Annotated in this window: 18 protein-coding genes and 2 tRNA genes; 6 read left to right on the forward strand and 14 right to left on the reverse strand. The window is 68.3% G+C overall.

Annotated elements, in window-relative coordinates; translation table 11 throughout:
• Positions 1-98: 98 nt before the first annotated feature.
• The 6 genes from pcnB to UN84_RS15515 all read left to right on the forward strand — a co-directional run bounded on the left by pcnB (position 99) and on the right by UN84_RS15515 (position 5,500).
• Positions 99-1,499 carry a polynucleotide adenylyltransferase PcnB gene (gene pcnB / locus UN84_RS15490; protein WP_046079371.1) on the forward strand — a complete coding sequence of 467 codons (1,401 nt, stop codon included), beginning with the start codon at positions 99-101 and terminating at the stop codon, positions 1,497-1,499.
• Positions 1,496-1,999 carry a 2-amino-4-hydroxy-6-hydroxymethyldihydropteridine diphosphokinase gene (folK, locus tag UN84_RS15495; protein ID WP_046079370.1) on the forward strand — a complete coding sequence of 168 codons (504 nt, stop codon included), beginning with the start codon at positions 1,496-1,498 and terminating at the stop codon, positions 1,997-1,999. Before pcnB ends, folK begins: the two co-directional genes overlap by 4 nt.
• Before the next feature lie 108 nt (positions 2,000-2,107).
• Complete coding sequence (panB, locus tag UN84_RS15500) at positions 2,108-2,899, forward strand: 3-methyl-2-oxobutanoate hydroxymethyltransferase (RefSeq protein WP_046079369.1); 792 nt, start codon at positions 2,108-2,110, stop codon at positions 2,897-2,899.
• Positions 2,899-3,747, forward strand: coding sequence for a pantoate--beta-alanine ligase (panC, locus tag UN84_RS15505; protein ID WP_046079368.1), 849 nt, complete (start codon positions 2,899-2,901; stop codon positions 3,745-3,747). Before panB ends, panC begins: the two co-directional genes overlap by 1 nt.
• Positions 3,748-3,781: 34 nt before the next feature.
• Positions 3,782-4,162: an aspartate 1-decarboxylase gene (panD, locus tag UN84_RS15510; RefSeq protein ID WP_035592999.1), complete on the forward strand. Its 381-nt coding sequence runs from the start codon at positions 3,782-3,784 to the stop codon at positions 4,160-4,162.
• Between the two features lie 162 nt (positions 4,163-4,324).
• Positions 4,325-5,500: an acetyl-CoA C-acetyltransferase gene (locus UN84_RS15515; protein ID WP_046079367.1), complete on the forward strand. Its 1,176-nt coding sequence runs from the start codon at positions 4,325-4,327 to the stop codon at positions 5,498-5,500.
• Positions 5,501-5,584: 84 nt separating this feature from the next.
• On the opposite strand, the gene UN84_RS15520 is transcribed toward UN84_RS15515, so the two are convergent.
• The 14 genes from UN84_RS15520 to folP all read right to left on the reverse strand — a co-directional run bounded on the left by UN84_RS15520 (position 5,585) and on the right by folP (position 19,671).
• Entirely contained in the window at positions 5,585-6,793 is a 1,209-nt protein-coding gene (locus tag UN84_RS15520; RefSeq protein ID WP_082090907.1) for an MFS transporter, read from the reverse strand.
• Between the two features lie 94 nt (positions 6,794-6,887).
• A complete protein-coding gene (gene pnp, locus UN84_RS15525; protein ID WP_173835027.1) occupies positions 6,888-9,023 on the reverse strand; it encodes a polyribonucleotide nucleotidyltransferase in 2,136 nt (711 codons plus the stop codon).
• A 459-nt stretch (positions 9,024-9,482) separates the two neighbouring features.
• Positions 9,483-9,752 (reverse strand): 30S ribosomal protein S15, encoded by a 270-nt coding sequence (rpsO, locus tag UN84_RS15530; protein WP_016853973.1) that lies wholly within the window; start codon positions 9,750-9,752, stop codon positions 9,483-9,485.
• Between the two features lie 91 nt (positions 9,753-9,843).
• On the reverse strand, positions 9,844-10,770 hold the full coding sequence (gene truB, locus UN84_RS15535) for a tRNA pseudouridine(55) synthase TruB (RefSeq protein WP_046079365.1): 927 nt from the start codon (positions 10,768-10,770) through the stop codon (positions 9,844-9,846).
• Positions 10,770-11,189 (reverse strand): 30S ribosome-binding factor RbfA, encoded by a 420-nt coding sequence (gene rbfA / locus UN84_RS15540; RefSeq protein WP_035592990.1) that lies wholly within the window; start codon positions 11,187-11,189, stop codon positions 10,770-10,772. Before rbfA ends, truB begins: the two co-directional genes overlap by 1 nt.
• A gap of 16 nt (positions 11,190-11,205) precedes the next feature.
• Complete coding sequence (gene infB / locus UN84_RS15545; protein WP_035592988.1) at positions 11,206-13,722, reverse strand: translation initiation factor IF-2; 2,517 nt, start codon at positions 13,720-13,722, stop codon at positions 11,206-11,208.
• 27 nt (positions 13,723-13,749) lie between these two features.
• Positions 13,750-15,243 (reverse strand): transcription termination factor NusA, encoded by a 1,494-nt coding sequence (nusA, locus tag UN84_RS15550; protein ID WP_035592986.1) that lies wholly within the window; start codon positions 15,241-15,243, stop codon positions 13,750-13,752.
• Positions 15,244-15,283: 40 nt separating this feature from the next.
• Positions 15,284-15,745 carry a ribosome maturation factor RimP gene (gene rimP, locus UN84_RS15555; protein WP_046079364.1) on the reverse strand — a complete coding sequence of 154 codons (462 nt, stop codon included), beginning with the start codon at positions 15,743-15,745 and terminating at the stop codon, positions 15,284-15,286.
• Between the two features lie 222 nt (positions 15,746-15,967).
• A tRNA-Met gene (locus tag UN84_RS15560) sits at positions 15,968-16,044 on the reverse strand.
• Positions 16,045-16,167: 123 nt separating this feature from the next.
• Positions 16,168-16,254, reverse strand: a tRNA-Leu gene (locus tag UN84_RS15565).
• Between the two features lie 24 nt (positions 16,255-16,278).
• The gene (gene secG / locus UN84_RS15570) at positions 16,279-16,647 is read right to left on the reverse strand and encodes a preprotein translocase subunit SecG (protein WP_035592984.1); all 369 of its coding nucleotides are present in this window, start codon (positions 16,645-16,647) and stop codon (positions 16,279-16,281) included.
• 5 nt (positions 16,648-16,652) lie between these two features.
• Positions 16,653-17,402, reverse strand: a complete 750-nt coding sequence (gene tpiA, locus UN84_RS15575; RefSeq protein ID WP_046079363.1) for a triose-phosphate isomerase — start codon at positions 17,400-17,402, stop codon at positions 16,653-16,655.
• 63 nt (positions 17,403-17,465) lie between these two features.
• Complete coding sequence (glmM, locus tag UN84_RS15580; RefSeq protein ID WP_046079362.1) at positions 17,466-18,815, reverse strand: phosphoglucosamine mutase; 1,350 nt, start codon at positions 18,813-18,815, stop codon at positions 17,466-17,468.
• Positions 18,808-19,671 carry a dihydropteroate synthase gene (gene folP / locus UN84_RS15585; protein ID WP_046079361.1) on the reverse strand — a complete coding sequence of 288 codons (864 nt, stop codon included), beginning with the start codon at positions 19,669-19,671 and terminating at the stop codon, positions 18,808-18,810. The genes glmM and folP overlap by 8 nt, the downstream gene beginning before the upstream one ends.
• Between the last annotated feature and the right edge of the window lie 24 nt (positions 19,672-19,695).

Here is a 19,695-nt window from a genome sequence, read left to right on the forward strand (position 1 = left end):
GGCGGGTCAGCGGCCCCACGCTTTGCAAGGTGTCGGGTGTTCGCTACACTCAACGCCTTTCGTACCCTCTTTTGTACCCCGCGAGTCGACAACGCCGCATGATCAAAGGATTTACCCGCTTTCTGCAGAGCCCGGGCGAGCGCCTCCGGTCGCTGTTCGGCCCTCAGGAGCCGTCGGCCGCCCTCCCCGAGCTGCGCATCATTCCCCGCGACGAGCACCCGGTCTCTCGCCAGCACTTCAGCGACGCCGCCCTCAAGGTGCTGTACCGGCTGCACAACGCCGGCCATGAGGCCTTCCTGGTGGGGGGCTGCATCCGCGACTCCCTGCTCGGCCGCATGCCCAAGGACTTCGACGTGGCCACCGACGCCACCCCGGAGCAGGTCCGCGAGCTGTTCCGGAACTCGCGCATCGTCGGGCGCCGCTTCCGTATCGTCCACGTGCGCTTCGGCCGCGAGGTGATCGAGGTCACCACCTTCCGCGGCAAGCCCAGCGACGATCACGCCGACCATATCGCCCAGCAGTCGGACGACGGCATGCTGCTGCGCGACAACGTCTGGGGCAACATCGAGGAGGACGCCATCCGGCGCGACTTCACGATCAACGCGCTCTACTACAACATCGCCGACTTCTCGATCCACGACTTCGCCGGCGGCGTCCAGGACATCGAGGATCGCACCCTGCGGCTGATCGGCGACCCGGCGACCCGCTACCGCGAGGACCCGGTACGCATGCTGCGTGCGGTGCGCTTCGCCGCCAAGCTCGACTTCGACATCGCCCCGGCCACCGAGGCGCCGATCGCCGAGCTGGCCGAGCTGCTGCTCCAGGTACCGCCGGCGCGACTGTTCGACGAGGTCCTCAAGCTGTTCATGAGCGGCCACGGCGTCGAGACCTTCCATCTGCTGCGCGACTACGGCCTGTTCGCCATGCTGTTCCCCGAGGCCGACGAGGCCATGGAAGAGCTGCCCTGGGCCGAGGCAGTCATCGAGCGCGCCCTGACCAGCACCGACCGCCGCGTCCGCGACGATCGCCCGGTCACGCCGGCCTTCCTGTTCGCCGCCCTGCTGTGGGGCCCGGTGCAGCTGCGCCAGCAGGCCCTGGAGGCCGACGGCATGCCGCCCATCCCGGCCCAGCAGGCCGCCTCCCAGCAGGTCATCTCGCGCCAGCTGCAGCACGTGTCCATTCCCAAGCGCTTCAGCCTGCCGATGCGCGACATCTGGGACCTGCAGCAGCGCCTGCAGCTGCGCCGCGGCAAACGCGTCTTCCAGACCCGCGAGCACCCGCGTTTCCGCGCCGCCTACGACTTCCTGCTGGTGCGCGAAGCCGCCGGCGAGATGGAGCCCGGCCTCGGCGACTGGTGGACCGCCTTCCAGGACGCCGACGAGCACGAGCAGCGTCGCCTGCTGGGCAAGGTCGACGCCGACCCCGCCGGCACCCCCGCCCCACGCAACAAGCGCCGGCGCCGCCGTCGTCGCCGCAAGCCGTCCAACGACGACTCATGAGCGCCCCACACCGTGCCTGGATCGGGCTTGGCAGCAACCTCGACGACCCCCACGGCCACGTCGAGCGCGCCCTGACCGAGCTCGACGCCCTGCCGCTGACCCGGCGGCGCCGGGCCTCGTGGCGCTACGCCAGCCGCCCGCTGGGCCCGGCCGACCAGCCCGACTTCGTCAACGCCGTGGCCGAGCTGGAGACCCGGCTGTCGCCGCTGGCCCTGCTCGACCAGCTGCAGGCCCTCGAGCAGCGCCACGGACGTGTCCGTGGCCGCCGCTGGGGGCCGCGCACCCTGGACCTCGACCTGCTGCTGTTCGACGATCACGAAATGACGACGCCACGACTGACGCTGCCCCACGCGGAAATGGCGAACCGCGCCTTCGTGCTGGTGCCAATGGCCGAGCTCGCCCCGGCGCTGCGCCTGCCCAACGGCCGAACCGTCGCGCATCTGGCCGCCGACCTCGACCAGGCCGGACTGCGCCGAGTGTTACCCGATACCGCCGAGTGACGCCCCGCCTGTTACCTATCGACACCCTCGACCGGTTCGGGTAACAATGCGCGGTTACACAAGAGCGCGGCCTTCGCCGAGCGCCGGATCACGACACGAGAGCACGCCATGAAAACCGTCACCCTGAGCACGCTGCAGGCCTTCAAGCGCGCCGGTGAAACCTTCAGCTGCCTGACCGCCTACGACGCCACCTTCGCCCATGCCGCCAGCGAGGCCGGCATCGAGGTGCTGCTGGTCGGCGATTCCCTGGGCATGGTCCTGCAGGGCCACACCAGCACCCTGCCGGTGACCCTGGACGACGTCTGCTATCACACCCGCTGCGTGGCCCGCGGCAAGGGCGCGAGCCTGCTGATGGTCGACCTGCCCTTCATGAGCAACACCACCACCGAACGCCTGCTCGAGGACGCCGGGGCGCTGATGCGTGCCGGCGCCGAGATGGTCAAGGTGGAAGGCGAGGCCTGGATGGCCGACGGCATCCGCGAGCTCTCCCGCCGCGGCGTGCCGGTGTGCGCCCATCTGGGCCTGACCCCGCAGACCGTCCACCAGCTGGGCGGCTACAAGGTCCAGGGGCGCGACGCCGGCCAGGCCGAACGCATCCTCGAGGATGCCCGCACCCTGGCCGAGGCCGGCGCCTCGGTGATCCTGCTCGAGTGCGTGCCGGCGAGCCTCGGCCGCGCCGTGAGCGAGGCCCTGGACGTGCCGGTGATCGGCATCGGCGCCGGCGCCGGCACCGACGGCCAGATCCTGGTGATGCACGACGTGCTCGGCGTCACCGCCGGCCGCAAGCCGCGCTTCGTGAAGAACTTCCTGGCCGAGGCCGACGACGTCCAGGGCGCCTTCCGCCGCTACCACGAGGACGTCAAGGCACGGCGCTTCCCCGCCGAGGAGCACGGCTTCTGATGCAGACCCTGAACGACGTCGCCACGCTGCGCGAGATGCTGGCCGAGCATCGCCGCGCCGGCCGCACCATCGGCCTGGTGCCGACCATGGGCAACCTGCACGCCGGCCACCTGGCGCTGGTCGCCGAGGCACGGCGCCGCGCCGACGTGGTGGTGGCGACCATCTTCGTCAATCCGATGCAGTTCGGGCCGAACGAGGACCTCGACGCCTATCCGCGCACCCTGGCCGACGATCAGGCCCACCTCGAGGCCGCCGGCTGCGACCTGCTGTTCGCCCCCGACGTGGCCACCGTCTACCCGCGCGGCCTGGACGCCCAGACCCGGGTCAGCGTGCCCGAGGTCTCCGAGGGGCTGTGCGGCGGCGACCGTCCCGGTCACTTCGACGGCGTGGCCACCGTGGTCACCATGCTGTTCAACCTGGTGCAGCCGGACCTGGCCTGCTTCGGCGAGAAGGACTACCAGCAGCTGGCGGTGATCCGCCGCCTGGTGGCCGACCTGCACCTGCCGCTCGAGATCGTCGGGGTGCCGATCGAGCGCGCCGAGGACGGCCTGGCGCTGTCCTCGCGCAACGGCTATCTGGACACGGCGCAGCGCGCCGTGGCGCCCGAGCTGTATCGCACCCTGTGCGCCCTGCGCGAGGCGCTGGAGGGCGGCGAGCCGGTCGACGACAGCCTGACCCGCGGCCTCGAGCGGCTGCGCGAGGCGGGCTTCGTCCCCGACTATCTGGAACTGCGTGCCGCCGACCTGGGCCCGGTTGGCGACACCACGCGCGACGCCGTGCTGCTCACCGCGGCGCGCCTGGGCCCGACCCGACTGATCGACAACCTGTCGCTGACCCTCCCCCGCTGAGGGCCCGGCCACGCCACGAAGGAGTTCCCCTTTCATGCTGACCACCATGCTCAAGGCCAAGCTGCACATGGCCCGCGTCACCCACTCGGTGCTGAACTACGAAGGCTCCTGCGCCATCGACGGCGAGCTGCTCGACATGTCCGGCATCCGTGACAACGAGCAGATCCAGATCTACAACGTCGAGAGCGGCCACCGCTTCACCACTTATGCCATCCGCGCCGAGGAAGGCTCCAAGGTGATCTCGGTCAACGGCGCCGCCGCCCACCTGGCCAACGCCGGCGAGCGGGTGATCATCTGCAGCTACGCCCAGTACGAACAGGCCGAGCTCGACGATCACCAGCCCTCGCTGGTCTACCTCAAGGAAGGCAACGTCGTCAGCCACACCAGCAACGCCATCCCCGTCCAGCTGGCCTGATGCTCCCCGGCCGGGGCGCCCGCCCCGGCCTCTCCTCTCGTCCTTCTCCCGCGTGCCTATACTGAAGTTCTAGCCGAGCCGACTCGGCGGGGATTGCCGCAGCGCACAAAAGTCCCCTATGCTGAGCGGACGCTCGTCCGCGAATCTTCAGGAGTAAGCCTCATGCAAGAAGTGGTCATCGTTGCCGCCCGTCGCACCGCCGTCGGCGCCTTCGGCGGCTCCCTCGCCGGCATCCCCGCCAGCGACCTAGGCGCCCATGTGATCAAGGACATCCTCGCCGGCACCGGCGTGGCCCCGGAGCAGGTCGACGAGGTGCTGCTCGGCCAGGTGCTGACTGCCGGCACCGGCCAGAACCCGGCCCGCCAGGCCGCCATCAAGGGCGGACTGCCCGACGCGGTGCCGGCCATGACCATCAACAAGGTCTGCGGCTCGGGCCTCAAGGCCCTGCACCTGGCCACCCAGGCGATTCGCTGCGGCGACGCCGAGCTGATCCTGGCCGGCGGCCAGGAGAACATGTCGCTCTCTCCGCACGTGCTGCCCAATTCGCGCACCGGCCAGCGCATGGGCGACTGGAAGGCCATCGACTCCATGGTTCATGACGGCCTGTGGGATGCCTTCAACGACTTCCACATGGGCATCACCGCCGAGAACCTGGCCGAGAAGTACGGCATCACCCGCGAGGAGATGGACGCGTTCGCCGCCGGCTCCCAGCAGAAGGCCTCCGCCGCGATCAAGGAAGGCAAGTTCAAGGGCCAGATCGTTCCGGTGGAGATTCCCCAGCGCAAGGGCGACCCGCTGGTGTTCGACACCGACGAGAACCCCCGCGAGACCACCGCGGAGAAGCTCGGCGGCATGCGCCCGGCGTTCAAGAAGGACGGCAGCGTGACCGCCGGCAACGCCTCCTCGATCAACGACGGCGCCGCCGTGGTGATGCTGTGCTCCGCCGAGAAGGCCAAGGCCCTGGGCCTGGAGCCGCTGGCCCGCATCAAGGCCTATTCCAACGCCGGCGTCGACCCGGCGATCATGGGCATCGGCCCGGCCCCGGCCACCCGCCGCTGCCTCGACAAGGCCGGCTGGAGCCTCGAGGACCTGGACCTGGTCGAGGCCAACGAGGCCTTCGCCGCCCAGGCGCTGGCGGTGAACAAGGAGCTCGGCTGGGACACCTCGATGATCAACGTCAACGGCGGCGCCATCGCGCTGGGCCACCCGATCGGCGCCTCCGGCTGCCGCATCCTGGTGACCCTGGTGCACGAGATGATCGCCCGCGATGCCAGGAAGGGCCTGGCGACGCTGTGTATCGGCGGCGGGCAGGGCGTGGCGCTGGCGATCGAACGTTAAGCGACTGCCACGACGCCTCACCACGAAAAAAGCCCCCGCTCCGATGAGCGGGGGCTTTTGCGTTCTGGCTGGTGTCTCTCGTCTTCAGCCCTGAGGCGGCCCGACCACCCGCGAGGGCGTGCGTGCCACCAGTGCCGCGGCCAGCACGAACAGTCCGCCGGCGCCGAGCAGCACGCCGCTCAGGCCGATGGCATCCACCACCCGGCCGCCGGCCATGGCCCCGATGCCGATCGACAGGTTGAAAACGAAGGCCATCAGCGCGGTGGCGGCCTCGGTATTCAGGGCGCTCTTGAGGATCCAGGTCTGCAGGCTCACCGAGATGCTGCCGAACACCGCGCCCCACAGCATCAACAGCCCGATCGCGGCCGCCGGCTCGCGCCCCAGCCAGGGGAAGGCCAGGGTCGCGATCGCCAGCAGCAGCGGAATCACCAGCACCGTGGCGTAGGGCCGTCGCCCGGCGGCGGTGCCGGCGAGGAAGTTGCCCAGCAGCCCGGCCGCGCCGTAGCAGAGCAGCAGGGCGCTGACGCTCGCCAGGGGTATGCCGGCGATCTCCTGCAGGATCGGGCTGACGAAGGTGTAGGCGGCGAAGTGGCCCATCACGATCAGCGCGGTGGCGGCCACGCCGACCCGCACGCCGCGGCTGGCGAACTGGCCGGCCAGGTTGGACAGCCGCACCGGCTGCTGCGCCGGCAGGCTCGGCAGCAGCCGCCACAGGGCAATGGTCACCAGCAGGCTCAGCCCGGCCAGCGAGCCGAAGGCGATGCGCCAGTCGGTGTGCTCGCCGAGCCAGGTACCCGCCGGCACGCCGAGCACCGAGGCCCCGGCCACGCCGCTGAAGATCAGCGACATGGCCCGCGGCACCTGCTCCAGGGCCACCAGCCGCGAGGCCAGCCCGCCGGCGATGGCCCAGAAGCCGCCGATGCACACGCCCACCAGCACCCTGGTCACGAGCAGCATGGCGAAGTCGTCGGCCAGCGCGCCCAGCAGGCTGGCCAGGGTCATCAGCGTCATCAGCCCGGTCAACAGCCAGCGGCGGTCGAGCCGGCCCACCGCCACCGGCAGCAGCGGCGCGGCGAAGGCTGCCACCACACCGGGCACGGTGATCAAAAGGCCGGCGGTACCGGAAGTCACGGACAGCGAGTCGGCCACCTGGGACAGCAGCCCGATGGGCAGCTGCTCGGCGGTGACCAGCAGGAAGATACCGATCATCACCGCGCCCACGCCCAGCCAGTCGCGACGCTGGGTGACGGTCCTGGGGGCGGTGGATGACGGAGCGGATTCGTGGCGCGTCATGGGTCGTCCCTGATCGATGGCGGGGCCAGGGCCCCGGAACGAGAACGCCCCCGCGGCGTGAGCCACGGGGGCGTTCGGCTCAATGACCGCTCGCTTAGAGCTCGTCGGTCTCGGCTTCCTCGGCCTCGAAGGCGGCCTTCTCTTCCGGGGTGATCTCCTTGATGGTCAGCTTCACCCGGTTGCGGTTGTCGATGTCGAGCACCTTGACCACGGCCTCGTCACCCTCGTTGAGGAAATCACGCACGTCATTGACGCGCTCGGGCACGATCTGGGAGATGTGCACCAGGCCATCGGTGCCGGGCATGATGTTGACGAAGGCGCCGAAGTCGGCGATCCGCACCACCTTGCCGCGATAGAGCTTGCCGATTTCCGGCTCGGCGGTGATCGCCAGCACGGTGTCGATGGCCGCCTTGGCCGCCGACTTCTCCTCGGCGTAGATGCGTACGGTGCCGTCGTCGTCCAGGTCGATGGAGGCGCCGGTGTCCTCGCAGATCTTGCGGATGGTGGCGCCGCCCTTGCCGATGACGTCGCGGATCTTCTCCGGATCGATCTTGATGGTGGCCATGGAGGGCGCGTTGTCGGAGACCTCCTCGCGGCTCTTGGCGATCACGGTGTTCATCTGCTCGAGGATGCTCAGGCGGGCCTCGTTGGCCTGCTGGAGCGCCTGCTCCATGATCTCCTCGTTGATGCCCTCGATCTTGATGTCCATCTGCAGGGCGGTGACGCCCTCGGCGGAACCGGCCACCTTGAAGTCCATGTCGCCGAGGTGGTCCTCGTCGCCGAGGATGTCGGTCAGCACGGCGTAGCCGTCATCGTCCTTGACCAGGCCCATGGCGATGCCGGCCACCGGGGCCTTCATCGGCACGCCGGCGTCCATCAGGGCCAGCGAGGAGCCGCACACGGAGGCCATGGAGCTGGAGCCGTTGGACTCGGTGATCTCGGACACCACGCGAATGGTGTAGGGGAAGTCGTCCTCGCTCGGCAGCATGGCCTGGACGCCGCGGCGGGCCAGACGGCCGTGGCCGATCTCGCGACGCTTGGGACCGCCCATGAAGCCGGCCTCGCCCACGCTGTAGGGCGGGAAGTTGTAGTGCAGCAGGAAGCGGTCCTTTCGCTCGCCTTCCAGCGATTCGATCAGCTGGGCGTCGCGCAGGGTGCCGAGGGTGGCCACGACCACGGCCTGGGTTTCGCCGCGGGTGAAGATCGCCGAACCGTGGGTCTTGGGCAGGCCACCGACCTCGATGTCCAGCGGACGCACGGTCTTGTGGTCGCGGCCGTCGATGCGCGGCTCGCCCTGGATGACGCGGGAGCGCACGACGCGCTTCTCGAGACCGGCGAAGGCGCCCTTGACCTCGTCGGCGGCGAACTGGCCTTCTTCTTCACCGGCCAGCTGGGCCACGGCCTCGTCCTTCAGCGCGGACAGGGCATCCTGGCGGGCCATCTTGTCGGTGATCCGATAGGCCTCGCCGACCTTGGCCTCGAAGCCCAGCGCCACGGCGTCCTTGAGGGCGGTGTTCTCGGCGGCCGGCTGCCAGTCCCAGCGCGGCTTGCCGGCCTCGGCGGCCAGCTCGTTGATGGCGGAGACGGCGACCTGCATCTCCTGGTGGCCGTAGAGCACGGCGCCCAGCATCTCGTCCTCGAGCAGCTCGCTGGCCTCGGACTCGACCATCAGCACGGCCTTCTCGGTGCCGGCGACGACCATGTTCAGCTCGGAGCTGGCGAGCTCCTCGACGCTGGGATTGAGGAAGTAGCCCTTGTCCTCGGTGAAGCCGACGCGGGCGGCGCCGATCGGGCCGTTGAAGGGCACACCGGAGACGGCCAGGGCGGCGGAGGTGCCGATCATGGCGGCGATGTCCGGGTCCTGGTTACGGTCGGCGGAGAGCACCGTGCAGATGACCTGGACCTCGTTCATGAAGCCCTTCGGGAACAGCGGGCGGATCGGGCGATCGATCAGGCGCGAGGTGAGGGTCTCCTTCTCGGTGGGCCGCCCCTCACGCTTGAAGAAGCCGCCGGGAATCTTGCCGACAGAGTAGGTCTTCTCCTGGTAGTGGACGGACAGCGGGAAGAACGGCTGGGCGGGATTGACGTCCTTCTTCGCCACCACGGTGCACAGCACCACGGTGTCGTCCATGGTGACCATCACGGCACCGGAGGCCTGGCGGGCGATGCGCCCGGTTTCCAGGGTGACGGTGCTGCGACCGTACTCAAACGTTTTCTTGACCGGGTTCACGGCGACTTCCTTCAGCTTTTCGATTCATGTTCGGGTCGTTTCGACTCGGCGACCATTTTAGGGGGTGTCGCCCGGCGCGGCCACCAGGGGGTGAGATTTCCCCATCGACTGCTTGCGCAAATCATGAGCATTCGAGGCTGATCCGGGGACAGGCCTCCGCGAGGCGCTGTGAACCCATCCCTGGGCGCTACTTTTGCCATCCATGGCAAAAACCCTCGCTGCGACCTGCCCCCGGCGCCTCGATCAAAGCGGCCATGCCCGCCCCATAAACGCGAAACGGGCAGCCCCGGAGGGCTGCCCGTTTCACGTCTACGTCGAGAAAAGGAGGAATTCGCGTTGCGAGCGACGAGAGACTGGTCGCCGCCGGAGCGCAGGAACCGGAATGTAGCCTGCTACATGAGGATTCCGAGCACCGCCGACGGCCAGGCTATCGAGCGCAGTAGCGAATTACCCTTTTCCTTAGCGACGCAGGCCGAGGCGCTGAATCAGGGACTGATAGCGCTCGAAGTCCTTGCGCTTCAGGTAGTCCAGCAGCTTGCGGCGCTGGTTGACCATGCGGATCAGACCACGACGAGAGTGGTGATCCTGCTTGTTGGTCTTGAAGTGATCCTGCAGGCCGTCGATGTTGGCGGTCAGCAGGGCCACCTGCACCTCGGGGGAACCGGTGTCGTTGTCGCCACGGCCGTATTCGTTGACGATCTCGGCCTTCTGCTCGGCTGTCAGTGCCATCTGTCTCTCCAGTTCAGCAATATGCCTGAATGATGTGAATGTCGGAGACCACGCATATTTGCAGTCTCCACGCCGGCCCCGAAGGGCCGGATCATGCCGAGTCCGCCTCGGCGGTGCTCAGCAGGCGGCGCGGGGCGATCTCCCCCGCCGCTCTCACCACGCCGAGCCCCAGAAAGGTCTCGTCGCGGTAGAGTCTGGTCAGGCCGTCGACCGGCAGTTCACCAGTGTCGCACCTGGCGCTCTGGCCATGCAGCAGGCGGCTGGCCGCCGCCTCGTCCAGGGCCAGCCTGGGCAGGTCGGCCACCAGCACGTCCACCGGCAGCAGCACGCCTTCGCGTGCGGCCTGATCCGGCAGCGCCTCGAGGGCCTCCGGCGTCAGCATGCCGTCGGCGCCGAAAGGGCCGGTGGCCAGCCGTCGCAGGACGCTGATATGGGCGCCGCAGCCGAGCGCCTCGCCGATGTCCTCGGCCAGGGTCCGGATGTAGGTGCCCTTGCTGACCCGCACCTCGAGTTCGAAGGCCGTGCCCTCGAACGAGAGAAGGCGCGCATCATACACCGTCACGCGACGCACTGCACGCTCCACGCTCTTGCCCTCGCGGGCCAGCTCGTAGAGCTTGCGCCCCTGGTGCTTGAGCGCCGAATACATCGGCGGCACCTGGTCGATCTCGCCGGTGAAGCGCTCGAGCACGCCGCGCAGGTCGGCCTCCTCGAGGGGCGGCACCTCGCGACGCTCGACCACCTCGCCCTCGGCGTCGCCGGAGTCGGTAATCGTCCCGAGTTCGACCCGGGTGCGATACGCCTTGTCGGCGTCGAGCAGGAAGGCCGAGAACTTGGTCGCCTCGCCGAAGCACACCGGCAACAGCCCGGTGGCCATCGGATCGAGGGTGCCAGTGTGGCCGGCCTTCTGCGCCTGGAACAGGCGCCGGGCCCGCTGCAGCGCGTGGTTGCTGGACGCGCCCTGAGGCTTGTCCAGCAGCAGCACACCGTTCACCGGCAGTCCGCGACGGCGACGCGCCATCAGTCGCGCTCTCCCTCACCGCGCTCGCCGTCGCCACCCTCGGTCTCGTCGTCGTGACGGTCGCGATCGCTCGCCACCGCCTCGTCGATCAGCGAGGACAGCTGCTGACCGCGCACCACGCTCTCGTCGAAGTGGAAGCGCAGCTCCGGGACGTGACGCAGCTTGATGCGACGGGCGATCTGCCCGCGCAGGAAACCGGCGGCACGCTTGAGCACGCCGAGGTTTTCCTTGATGCGCTCGGCATCCTGCTCGCCGAGCAGCGTCACGTAGACGTCGGCATAGCCGAGGTCACGGCTGACCGTGACCCCGCTGACGGTGACCATGCCCAGGCGCGGATCCTTGATCTCGCGCTGGATGAGTACCGCCAGCTCCTTCTGGAGCTGGTCGGCTACCCGGTCGGTACGCTTGAACTCGCGCATGATCGGCTCCTCGCGGTCAGAGCGTCCGCTCGACCTTGACCTGATCGAAGACCTCGATCTTGTCGCCGACCTGGACGTCGTTGTAGTTCTTCACGCCGATACCGCACTCGATACCGTTGCGAACCTCGTTGACGTCGTCCTTGTAGCGGCGCAGGGACTCGAGCTCGCCCTCGTAGATCACCACGTTCTCGCGCAGCACGCGGATCTTCTTGTGGCGATAGACGGTGCCCTCGACCACCATGCAGCCGGCGACGGCGCCGATCTTCGGTGCCTTGAAGACGTCGCGAACCTCGGCCACGCCGACGATCTCTTCCTTCCACTCCGGCGCGAGCATGCCGCTCATCGCCTGCTTGACCTCGTCGATCAGCTGGTAGATGACGCTGTAGTAGCGCAGGTCGAGACCTTCGCGCTCGATGATCTCGCGAGCGGCGGCGTCGGCACGCACGTTGAAGCCGACCACGATGGCGTCACTGGCGAGCGCCAGGTTGGCGTCGGTACCGGTGATACCGCCCACGCCGGAGGACACCACGGCGACCTGCACTTCGTCGGTCGACAGCTCTTCGAGCGCGCCCTTGATGGCCTCCAGGGAGCCCTGGACGTCGGCCTTGAGGACGATGTTGACCTTGGCGACCTCTTCCTGGCCCATCTGGGAGAACATGTTCTCCAGCTTGGCCTTCTGCTGGCGAGCCAGGCGCACCTCGCGGTACTTGCCCTGACGGAAGTTGGCGACCTCGCGGGCCTTCTTCTCGTCGTCGAGGACCATGAAGTCGTCACCCGCTTCCGGGGTGCCGTCCAGGCCCTGGATCTCGACCGGCATGGCCGGACCGGCGTCGTCGACCTGCTGGCCGAGCTCGTTGATCAGCGCACGCACGCGACCGTAGTGCAGGCCGGCGAGCACGATGTCGCCCTTCTTCAGGGTGCCGTTCTGGACCAGCACGGTGGCCACCGGGCCACGGCCCTTGTCCAGGCGAGACTCGACCACCACGCCCTTGCCGGGCGCCTCGGGGACGGCCTTGAGCTCGAGCACTTCGGAGACCAGCTGGATCGACTCGAGCAGGCCCTCGATGCCATCGCCGGACTTGGCGGAGACGTGCACGAACTGGGTGTCGCCACCCCACTCTTCCGAGATCACGCCGTGCTGGGACAGCTCGTTCTTGACCCGGTCCGGATCGGCGCCCTGCTTGTCGATCTTGTTGACCGCGACGACCATCGGCACGCCGGCGGCCTTCGAGTGCTCGATGGCCTCGATGGTCTGGGGCATGACGCCGTCATCGGCAGCCACGACCAGCACCACCACGTCGGTGGCCTTGGCACCGCGAGCACGCATGGCGGTGAACGCCGCGTGGCCCGGGGTATCGAGGAAGGTCACGCCGCCGTGATCGTCCTCGACGTGGTAGGCGCCGATGTGCTGGGTGATGCCGCCGGCCTCGCCGGTGGCGACCTTGGCGCGACGGATGTAGTCGAGCAGCGAGGTCTTGCCGTGGTCGACGTGACCCATGACGGTCACGACCGGCGAACGGGTGATCTCATCGCCTTCATAGGAGATGTTCTCGAGGACCTCGGTCTCCAGCGCATCGTCCTTGACCAGCTTGGGCTTGTGACCCATTTCCTCGACCACGATGGCCGCGGTGTCCTGATCGATGGTCTGGTTGATGGTCACCGCCGCGCCCATGGTGAACATGGTCTTGATGACCTCGTTCGCCTTGATGGACATCTTGTCGGCCAGGTCGGCGACGCTGATCGACTCGGGGATGGAGACCTCGCGGACGATCGGCTGCGTCGGCTTCTGGAAGCCGTGCTTGCCGCCGCCCTGGCTGCCACCGCGACGGCCGCCGCGACGCTCGGCGCGCTTGGCCTTCTTGCCGCCGCGACGACGCTCTTCGCGATCGCCACGGTCGTCCTCACGCTCGTGACGGCCCTTCTTGCCGGCCTTCTTGCCGGCCGGTGCGGCGCGGCGGTCGGTGCGGCCTTCCTTCGGCGGGGCCGGCGGCTGCTCGGACGGCGCCGGGGTTTCCAGCTCCGGCACCGGGATCTCCGGCTCGGCCTTGGCGGCCGCCTCGGCGTCGGCCTTGGCCTTCTCGGCCTGGGCCTTTTCCTCGGCCGCGCGGGCCGCCTGCTCGGCGGCGCGCTGCTCTTCCTCGGCCTGACGCTTGGCTTCGGCCTCGGCCATGTCACCGACCAGCTGACGCGGACCGTGATCCTGCGACTTCGGCTCCTCGGCGGGCTTCTCTTCCTCGCGCTTGACGTAGGTGCGCTTCTTGCGGACCTGCACCTCGATGCTCTTGCCCCGGTCGCCGCTCTTGATGCGGCTGCGCGTCTTGCGGGTCAGGGTGATACGGTTCTTGGGCGCGGCCTTCTCGGCGCTCCCGCCGTGACTCTTGGTGAGGTAGTCCAGCAGCTGACGCTTGTCCTCTTCGGACACGGCGTCGCCCTCGGACTTGTGCTCGAGCCCGGCTTCTTTCATCTGTTCCAGCAGACGGGGCACTTCACGCCCCACCTTCGCTGCAAAATCCTTAACGGTCATTTCTGACATTACGACCCTCCTCAGCCCGTGACCCGTTTACTGTTCGCTCTCGAACCAAGGCGCACGGGCAGTCATGATCAGTGCCGCGGCGCGCTCCTCGTCCAGTTCCTCGATATCCGTCAAATCGTCGACGGACTGTTCGGCGAGGTCCTCCATGGTCTTGATGCCCCGGCTGGCCAGGATATAGGCCAGGTGACGCTCCATGCCGTCCATCTCAAGCAGGTCGTCGGCCGGTTCGGCACCGTCGAGCTCCTCTTCGGAAGCGATGGCCAGGTTCAGCAGCTCGTCCTTGGCACGAGCGCGCAGCTCCTCGACGAGATCCTCGTCGAACTCTTCGATCTCCAGCATTTCCTCCGCCGGGACATAGGCGACCTCCTCCAGGGAGGTGAAGCCTTCCTCGACGAGCAGGCGTGCCACGTCGTCGTCGATGTCCAGGTGCTGGATGAAATGCTCGACCAGGCTATCGACCTCCTGGTCGCGCTTGGCCTCGGCGTCGGCTTCGGTCATGACGTTGAGACGCCACCCGGTGAGCTCGGAGGCCAGACGCACGTTCTGGCCGCTACGGCCGATGGCCTGGGCCAGGTTGTCCTCGGCGACCGCCACGTCCATGGCGTGGGAATCCTCGTCGACGAGAATCGAGGCGACATCCGCCGGCGCCATGGCGTTGATCACCAGCTGGGCCGGGTTGTCGTCCCACAGCACGATGTCCACGCGCTCGTTCTGGAGCTCGGTGGACACCGCCTGGACCCGGGAACCGCGCATGCCCACGCAGGCGCCGACCGGGTCGATGCGGCGGTCGTTGGTCTTGACCGCGATCTTGGCCCGCGAGCCCGGATCGCGGGCCGCGCCCTTGATCTCGATGAGCTGCTCGGCGATTTCCGGCACCTCGATGCTGAACAGTTCGATGATCAGCTCGGGGCAGGTCCGCGACAGGATCAGCTGGGCGCCGCGGGCCTCCGGATCGACCTTGGTCAGCAGCGCGCGGACGCGCTCGTTCATGCGGTAGCGCTCGCCCGGGATCATCTCGCTGCGCGGCAGGAAGGCCTCGGCGTTCTCGCCGAGGTCGATGATCAGGCCATCTCGTGTCGTCTTCTTGACGATGCCGGCGACCAGTTCGCCCTCGCGGTCGGCATAGAGGCGCACCACCTCGGCCCGCTCGGCCTCGCGCACCTTCTGCACGATGACCTGCTTGGCGGTCTGGGCCGCGATGCGACCGAAGGCGGCGTTCTCGATCTGTTCCTCGACCACGTCACCGAGGCCCAGCGGCGGATCGCGACGCTCGGCATAGCTCAGCTTGATCTGGGCGTCCGGGCCGTCGAAGTCGTCGTCCTCGACGACCTCCCAGCGGCGGAACGTCTCGTAGTCGCCGGTGATGCGGTCGATATGAACCCGCACGCTGGCTTCCTCGTCCTCGAAGCGCTTGCGTGACGCGCTGGCCAGCGCCGCCTCGACGGCCTCGAAGATTACCTCGCGGGGGACACCCTTTTCGTTGGAGATCGCGTCGACGACCGCCAGAATCTCTTTACTCATGCCTTAGCCTCGCCAGTAAACCCGTCCTTGTGCATCGACCTCAGTCTTCGAACTGCGGCACGACCCGCGCCTGATCGATGCTCTCGATGGGAAAGCAGTATTCCTCGTCGTCGAGCCGCACCAGCACCTCATCGTTCTCGACGCCGGCCAGCAGGCCCTGAAACTTGCGCCGCCCATCGAACGGCACCCGCAGCTTCACCGCCACCTTGTGGCCGGCATAGCGCGCGAACTGCTCGAGGGTGAACAGGGGGCGATCCATCCCCGGAGAGGACACCTCGAGCCGATATTCACCGCTGACGGGATCCTCGACGTCGAACACCGCACTGACCTGGCGGCTGACGTCGGCGCAATCATCCACGCTCACGCCATCGGCGTGATCGATGTAGATCACCAGACGAGAGTGTTTGCCCTGGGACAGATAGTCGATGCCCCACAGCTCGAACCCCATGGCCGAGACCACCGGTTCGATCAGCGCGTGCAGCGCAGCATCCTTGGTTGCCACGGAAGAAAGCTCCTACAGCCGTTGCATCAGGCACCTGGCCGGGAGTGAACAGGAGAGTCAGGTGGCTGATTGGCGTTGCCCGGATCAGCGCCGCCGATGCTTGCCGGCGAGCTGGCCGCTAACAAAAAGCCCCTTCACAGGAAGGGGCTTTTCAAGAAACCTGTATACCACTTCTCGACGCCTGGCATGCCCCTCAAGGGTCCTGCATGCCCGACAGGAAGATGGTAGCGGGGACCGGATTTGAACCGATGACCTTCGGGTTATGAGCCCGACGAGCTACCAGACTGCTCCACCCCGCATCAATCTAGGTCGGTGATTCTATGCTGACTCGGCGCTTCCGTCAAGCCGCATCACACCGTTTCGCCAATCCTGCGATGAAGATCCGATGCTCGGCGATGAGATCGCCAGACCGGCTTCAGGAATGGTGCCGAAGGCGGGACTTGAACCCGCACGGCCGTAAGGCCACTACCCCCTCAAGATAGCGTGTCTACCAATTCCACCACTTCGGCATCAGGGGAGGCCAGATTCGCGGCTCAGTTGCTGCCGCTATCCTCTAGCACTGGCGCAGTATTATCCATACCCGATGACCCTTCGTCAAGGGACGGCACGGCATTTTGCTGCTGTTCGATCAGCTCGGCATCGGGAATGCCTGTCTCTTCCGGCGCCTGACCGGCCTGGGAGGCGAAATACGCCAGGGCCAGGGAGGTGACGAAGAAGGCCGCGGCCAGCAGCCCGGTGGCGCGCGACAGGAAATTGCCGCTGCCGCTGGAGCCGAACACGGTCTGGGAGGCACCGCCACCGAAGGAGGCACCGGCGTCGGCGCCCTTGCCCTGCTGCAGCAGGATCAGGACGACCAGGGCGATGGCGATCGCCACATGGATCATGAGAATGGCAACTTGCATGGTTATCAACCTGCTGACTGGCAAATGGCTAGGAATTCGTCGACGTTCAGGGAAGCGCCGCCAATGAGACCGCCGTCGATGTCCGGCTGCGCGAGCAGCTCGGCGGCGTTGGCGGCCTTCATGCTGCCGCCGTAGAGCACCTGGGTATCGGCGGCGAGCCCGGCGTCGTAGCGCGCAAGACGCGCCCGGATGGCGCCGTGGACCGCCTGGGCCTGCGCCGGTGTCGCGGTGCGGCCGGTGCCGATGGCCCACACCGGCTCGTAGGCGAGCACCAGCCGGGCGCGCTCGTCCGCGCCGAGCGCATCGAACACCGCCTCGAGCTGACCGAGCACCACCGCCTCGGTGCGGCCGGCATCGCGCTCCTCGAGGGTCTCGCCCAGGCACAGCACCGGGGCGAGCCCCAGGTCGAGCGCGGCGCGCACGCGGGCCAGCACGGCGTCATCGTCCTCGCCGAACAGCGTGCGCCGCTCGGAGTGGCCGACCAGCACCATCCGGGCGCCGCAGTCGCGCAGCATCTCGCCGCTGACCTCGCCGGTGAAGGCCCCGGAAGGCCGGTCGCTCAGCGTCTGGGCGCCGAGGGCCAGCGGCGTGCCCTCGAAGGCGCGACTCGCGGCGTCCAGATAAGGGAAAGGCACCATCAGCGCCACCGCCACGTTCTCCGGCAGCTCGGCATCGCCGAAGGCACGACCGAAGTCGTCGACCAGCGCGCGGGACCCGTTCATCTTCCAGTTGCCGGCGATCAGCGGCGTAGGCATGCAGCTTCCCTCTTTCAAGGTGGAGCGAAATGGTATAGGAGCGGCCCTGTCAAGACAACCGACCTAGGTCAGCAGCCCCTCGACGTCGGCCGCCAGGCGACGAGCCAGGCCGTCGACGTCCAGGTGCGGCCGCCCTTCGACCATCACCCGGATCAGTGGCTCGGTACCGGAGGGGCGCAGCAGCACCCGCCCCTGGTCGCCGAGCTCGGCCTCGACGGCGGCCACCGCGGACTTGAGCGAGGCCTCATCCATCAGCGCCCGGGCGTCGGTGCCCGGCGTCAGGCGCACGTTGACCAGCGCCTGGGGCGCCTTCTCCAGCCCGTCGAGCAGCCGCCCCAGCGGCTTGCCCTCGCGCACCATGATGGCCAGCACCTGCAGGGCGGAGACGATGCCGTCGCCGGTGGTCTGGACGTGGCCGCAGACGATATGCCCCGACGATTCGCCGCCGAGCTGCCAGCCGTTGGCGTCCAGGCGTTCCATGACGTAGCGGTCGCCGACCCTGGCCCGCTCGAAGGGCACGCCCATCGTCTCCAGCGCGGCGGCCAGGCCGAAGTTGCTCATCAGGGTGCCGACCACGCCGCCGCCGAGCTCGCCGCGGGAGTGGCGATCGCGGGCGATCATGTAGAGGATGTCGTCGCCGTCGATCTCGCGCCCCTCGGCGTCGACCATCAGCACCCGGTCGCCGTCGCCGTCGAAGGCCACGCCCAGGTCGGCGCCGCTGCGGATCACCGCGGCGCGCAGCGCGGCGGGATGGGTGGAGCCGACCTCGTGGTTGATGTTGAGACCGTCCGGCTCGGCGCCGATCACCTCGACCCTGGCGTCCAGCTCGCGGAACACGCTGGGCGCGATGTGATAGGTGGCGCCGTGAGCGCAGTCGATCACCATCTTCAGGCCGTGCAGGTCGACGCGATCGGGAATGGTCGACTTGCAGAACTCGATGTAGCGGCCGGCGGCGTCGTCGGCACGCCGCACCTTGCCCAGGGCATCGGGTGCCACCGTGGTCAGCGGCTCCTCGAGCATGGCCTCGATGCGTTCCTCGACGGCATCACCGAGCTTGGTGCCGGCGGCGGAGAAGAACTTGATGCCGTTGTCGGCGAAGGGGTTGTGCGAGGCCGAGATGACGATTCCGGCGCTGGCGCGGAAGGCCCGCGTCAGGTAGGCGATGCCCGGGGTCGGCATCGGGCCGAGCAGGATCACGTCGACCCCGGCGGCCGACAGGCCGGCCTCCAGGGCCGACTCGAACATGTAGCCGGAGATACGGGTATCCTTGCCGATCACCACCCGCGGCCGCCCGCCCTTCTCCGCCAGCACCCGGCCAGTGGCCCAGCCCAGCTTGAGCATGAAATCGGCGGTGATGGGCGGCTCGCCCACCGTGCCGCGAATGCCGTCGGTCCCGAAATAGCGCCTAGTCATGGTCGCAACCCTCCTTGAGTACGGCCCAGGCCATGTTGATCGCATCCACGTGGGGCGCCACGTCATGGACGCGAAGAATCCGTGCGCCGCGCTCGACGGCCAGGGCCGACAGCGCCAGTCCGCCGTGGAGCCGCTCCTCCACCGGACGATCCAGCACCTTGCCGATCATGCTCTTGCGCGACATGCCCACCAGCAGCGGCAGGCCGAGCGCCTCCAGACGCTCCATGCGATGGAGCAGGCGCAGGTTGTGCTCGACGCTCTTGGCGAAGCCGAAGCCGGGATCGAGAATCAGCCGCTCGCGACGCAGGCCGGCGGCCTCGCACTCCGCCACCCGGCGCTCGAGGAAGTCGGCCACCGCCTCCTCCACCGGCACCTCATAGCAGGGCGCGTCCTGCATGTCGCCGGGCTCGCCGAGCATGTGCATCACGCACACCGGCAGGCCGCTGGCGGCGGCGGCGCGCAGGGCGCCCTCGCGGCGCAGGTTGCGCACGTCGTTGAGCAGGCCGGCGCCGGCCTCGGCCGAGGCGGTCATCACCTCGGGGGCGCTGGTGTCCACCGAGACCAGGGCATCGAACTCGCGCACCAGCGCCTCGACCACCGGCACCACACGATCGAGCTCCTGCTGCACCGGCACCGCCGCGGCGCCGGGACGCGTGGACTCGCCGCCCACGTCGATGATCGCCGCCCCCTCGGCCAGCATCCGCTCGGCGCGCCGCAGGGCGTCGTCGAGGGCGTTGTGCCGACCGCCGTCGGAGAAGGAGTCGGGAGTGACGTTGAGGATCCCCATCACGCGGGGAAAGGAGAGGTCGAGCCGCTGCCGGCCACACTGCAGGGAAGTGGGAACGCTGTTGTGCATCGTTGTCCTGAAGCTGTTCGGGTG

Origin of the sequence: Halomonas sp. HG01, assembly GCF_000968715.2 — a bacterium.
Lineage (GTDB): Bacteria > Pseudomonadota > Gammaproteobacteria > Pseudomonadales > Halomonadaceae > Halomonas > Halomonas halophila.